Source organism: Streptomyces sp. NPDC088766, from assembly GCF_044750845.1.
Lineage (GTDB): Bacteria > Actinomycetota > Actinomycetes > Streptomycetales > Streptomycetaceae > Streptomyces.
Genome location: NZ_JBIVKQ010000057.1, coordinates 1 through 4646, shown reverse-complemented (window position 1 = coordinate 4646; position 4646 = coordinate 1). Strand labels below are relative to the sequence as shown.

2 protein-coding genes are annotated in these 4646 nt (G+C 74.7%); both read right to left on the bottom strand.

The window, feature by feature from the left end; translation table 11 throughout:
- On the bottom strand, positions 1–1597 hold a 1597-nt coding region (locus ACIP5W_RS35685), incomplete at its 3' end, for a type I polyketide synthase (protein ID WP_401482243.1).
- 58 nt (positions 1598–1655) lie between these two features.
- Positions 1656–4646: type I polyketide synthase (locus ACIP5W_RS35680; protein WP_401482241.1), on the bottom strand; the 2991-nt coding region annotated here is incomplete at its 5' end.

Genomic DNA, 4646 nt, shown 5'->3' with positions numbered 1-4646 from the left:
CCAGGGACAGGGCGACGTCCTGGGCGGCGAGCGCGGGGTGGGTCTCCAGGTGGGCGAGCAGCCGTGCTGCCTGGTCGCGGACCGCCTGCGCGCTCCTGCCCGACAACACCCAGGGCACGACGGGGAGAGCGAACTCGGCCGGATCGGCTCCCGGGGCGTCCTCGGTGGGGGCCTGCTCGACTATGACGTGGGCGTTGGTGCCGCTCACGCCGAAGGCGGAGACGCCCGCGCGGCGCGGGCGGCCGTCGACCGCGGGCCACTCGCGTGCCTCGGTGAGCAGCTCGACCGCGCCCGCGTCCCAGTCCACGTGGCTGGACGGCTTGGCGGCGTGCAGCGTCTTCGGCAGCACCCCGTGCCGTATCGCCTCGATCATCTTGATCACGCCGCCCACGCCGGCCGCGGCGACCGAGTGACCGATGTTCGACTTGAGCGAGCCGAGGTACAGGGGCCGCCCGGCGGGCCGCCCCTGACCGTAGGTGGCGAGCAGCGCGTGGGCCTCGATCGGGTCGCCGAGGCGGGTGCCCGTGCCGTGGGCCTCGACGGCGTCCACGTCGGCCGTGCCCAGACCGGCGTTGGCCAGCGCCTGCTTGATCACCCGTTCCTGGGAGGGGCCGTTGGGGGCGGTGAGGCCGTTGCTGGCTCCGTCCTGGTTGACGGCCGTGCCGCGGATCACCGCCAGGATGCGGTGACCGTTCTTCCGTGCCTCGGAGAGTTTCTCGACGACGAGCATTCCGACGCCCTCGGACCAGCCGGTGCCGTCGGCGTCGTCGGAGAAGGACTTGCAGCGGCCGTCGGGGGACAGACCGCGCTGGCGGGAGAAGTCCACGAAGCCGCTCGGGGAGCCGGAGACGGTGACGCCGCCCGCGAGGGCGAGCGTGGACTCGCCCGAGCGCAGCGACTGCACCGCCATGTGCAGGGCCACCAGCGAGGAGGAGCAGGCCGTGTCCACGGAGACGGCCGGGCCCTCCAGGCCGAAGGTGTAGGCGATCCGGCCGGAGGCCACGCTGGAGAGCTTGCTCGTCATGAGGTAGCCCTCGAGCTCCTCGGGGCCCTCGCGGTCGAGGTAGCTCTGTTCCACGAGGCCGGCGAACACGCCGGTGCGGCTGCCCCTGAGGGCGGCCGGGTCGAGGCCGGCGCTCTCCAGCGCCTCCCACGCCGTCTCCAGCAGCACGCGCTGCTGCGGGTCCATGCCGAGGGCCTCGCGCGGTGAGATGCCGAAGAAGGCCGCGTCGAACTCGGCGGCCCCGTCCAGGAATCCGCCCTCACGGGTGTAGGACTTGCCCGCCCTGCCGGGCTCCGGGTCGTACAGGCCCTCGATGTCCCAGCCGCGGTCGGTGGGCCAGGGGGTGATGCCGTCCACCCCGTCGGCGACGAGCCTCCACAGCTCGGCGGGCGAGGTCACCCCGCCCGGGTAGCGGCACGCCATGCCGATGACGGCGACGGGCTCGTCCTGACCGCTCTCCAGCTCGGTGATCCGCTGCTTGGCCTTGTGCAGGTCGGCGGTCACCCACTTCAGGTACTCGACCAGCTTCTCCTCGTTGGTCTGTCCCTTGGCGGCGGGGGTCTGCCGGGCCCGGTCGTTGGACTCAGTGGCCATGCTGGTTCGTCTCTCCTCAGTCCGGGCGGGAGCGCCGCGGGGGCACTCCCGCCGAGGTTCAGTGCGCAGAACGGCCGAGCTGGGTGTCGATGAAGGCGAAGAGGTCGTCCGCGGTGGCGGCCTCGATGGACTCGGCCACGTCCGCCGCGTCGTCCTCGGGTGCCTCCGCCGCCGCGATCCGCGCCAGCAGCGCCTTCAGCCGGGCGGTGACCGCGGAGCGGGTCTCCTCGTCGTCGGGGGCGTCCGCACCGAGCAGTGCCGCCTCCAGGCGGTCGAGCTCCGCCAGGGCGGGGGTCCCGCCCGGTGCGTCGCCCACGTCCAGCCGGCCCAGCAGGTGGGCGGCGAGCGCCTCGGGGTTCGGATGGTCGAAGACGAGGGTGGAGGGCAGCCGCATGCCGGTGGCGGCCGTCAGCCGGTTGCGCAGGTCGACGGCGGTCAACGAGTCGAAGCCGAGGTCCTGGAAGGCCCGGCGGGCGGCGACCTGATGGGCTCCGGCGTGGCCGAGCGCCGCCGCGATCTCGCCGCGCACCAGGTCGAGCACGACCTGCTCGCGCTCCTCGGCGGGCAGGGCGGCCAGCCGCTGCTCCAGCGAGACCCGGCCGGTGGCACCGCCCGTGGCGTCCGCGCCGTGCGCGGCGCCCCGGCGGCCCGGCGCGGGGAGCAGGTCGCGCAGCGCGGCCGGTACCCGGCCGTGCGCCCGCAGGGCCGCGAGGTCCAGCGGCAGGGCCACCAGGTGGGCCGCGCCCTCCGCGAGTGCCGCGTCGAGCAGGGCGAGGCCCTCCTGCGCGGGGATGAGCCGGAAGCCTTCCCTGGTGTAGCGCTTGTGGCCCGCCTCGCCGAGAGCGGCGTTGATGCCGCCGCCGATCTCGTCGGGGTCCCACAGGCCCCAGCCGATCGCGGTGGCCGCGAGGCCCCGCGCGGCGCGCAGGGCGGCCAGTGCGTCGACGAACGCGTTGGCGGCGGCGTAGTTGGCCTGACCGGGCCCGCCGAGGACGCCCACGCTCGACGAGAACAGGACGAAGGCGGACAGGTCCAGCCGCTCGGTCAGTTCGTGCAGGTGCCAGGCCGCATCGGCCTTGGCCGCGAGGACGCCGGCCAGGCTCGGTGCGCTCAGGTCGGCGATCAGCGCGTTGTCGAGGACGCCCGCGGCGTGGACGACCGCGGTGAGGGGGTGCTCGGCGGGGATGCCGTCCAGTACGGCCGCGAGCGCGGCACGGTCCCCGGCGTCGCAGGCCGTGACGGTGACCGTGGCACCCGCCCCGGCCAGCTCCTTGACCAGGGCCTCGGTGCCCGGGGCGGCGGCGCCCTCCCGGCCGATCAGCAGCAGGTGCCGTACGCCGTGCTCGGCCACCAGGCGGCGGGCCACCAGAGAGCCGAGGGCTCCGGTGCCGCCGGTGATCAGCACGGTCCCCTCCGGTGACCGGTCGAAGCCGGGGCGGGACGGGTCTGCATCGGGCCGGGCGGGGACGGACGGTCCGGCCGCGGTGGAGTCCCCGCGGCGCAGGCGCGGCACGCGGATCCCGGTGTCGCGTACGGCGGCCTCCGGCTCGCCTGCGGCGACGACCGCCGACAGAAGCGCATCCAGTTCGAGGGGCTCGTCCTTGTTTTTGTTTTCGTGCCCGTTCCCGTGCTCGTTCCCGTGCTCGTCCTCGCCCTCCCCGTCCGCCGACCGCTCCAGGTCCAGCTCCAGGTCCAGGAGGAAGATCCGGCCCGGTGCCTCGGCCTGCGCGGAGCGCAGCAGGCCCCGGACTCCGGCACCGGCCAGGTCGGCGACCTCCTCGGCGCCGACGGCGACGGCACCGCGGGTGACCACGGCCAGCGGGACGTCCCCGAGACGCTCGTCGGCCAGATACCCCTGGACCAGGGAGAGGGCGTCACGGGTGCGCCGGTGCAGGGCGTCGACCACGTCGGTGCCGGACCCGTCGTGAGCCCACACGCGCAAGGCGTCGACGGGGGCACCCGCCGCGATGGCCTCCGCCGCTTCCGAGAGGGTCGAGTAGGTGGTGCCGGTGCCGGTGCCGGTGCCGTCGCCGTTGTCCGGGCCCACGTCGGCCCAGCGCAGGGAGGCCTCGGCCGTCGGCAGCTCGGCGATGCCCCACTCGGTGCGGTACAGCGGCAGGGCCGCCCGGCCGGCGGCGGTGAAACGGTCGTACGGCACGTCCTGGAAGACCAGTCGGCCGACCGTCAGGACCGGCTCACCGGCGGCGTCGGTGAGCCGGACGGCCACGGTGCGCTCGTCGACGGCCTGCCACTGGACACGGACGACCGTGGCACCGCTCGCGTGCAGCCGCACGTCGTGCCATTCGGTAGGGACGAGAACGGTGCCAGGACGGGCCGGGGCGACGGCGTCGGCCTCCTCCGCCGCACGGAGAGCCGCCTCCAGCAGCCCCGGGTGCAGTCCGTAGCGGACGGCGTCCGGCAGCAGCTCGTCGGTGAGCGTCACCTCCGTACCGTTGCCGTCGCCGACGGGACGCACCGGCCGGCCGGCGGCGACGGACAGGCTGCCGTCCGCGTACGTGGTCCAGCGAGCGCCCTCGTCGGCCGGCCGGGCGTACAGGGTGAAGGCACGCAGGCCCGAGTCGTCGGGGCCGGCGACGGCGAGCTGGATCTCCGTCGAGGTCAGCGCCGAGAGCACGAGCGGGGTGTGCACGGTGAGGGCGTCGAGCGTGCCGAGGCCCAACTCGTCACCCGCGCGCACGACGAGGTCCACGAGCGCGGCGGCGGGCAGGACGGGAGTGTCCAGGACGGTGTACGTCTCCAGCCACGGATGCGTCCCGACCGAGACGCGGCCGCTGAACAACACCTCTTCGCTCCCCGCCGGTTCGACCTTCGCGGCGAGCAGTGGATGACCGAGCGAGCTCCAGCCACGTGCCTCGTCGCCCGGGGCGGCGTCCTTGCGCTCCATCCAGTGGCGTTCGCGTTGGAAGGCGTAGGTGGGCAGGGGTGCCGGAGCTGTGGTGCCGGTGCCGAGGCAGGCGGCCCAGTCGACCGGTACGCCCGCGGTGAACGCCTGGGCGATGCCGGTGATCAGGGTGTGGGTTTCGTCGTG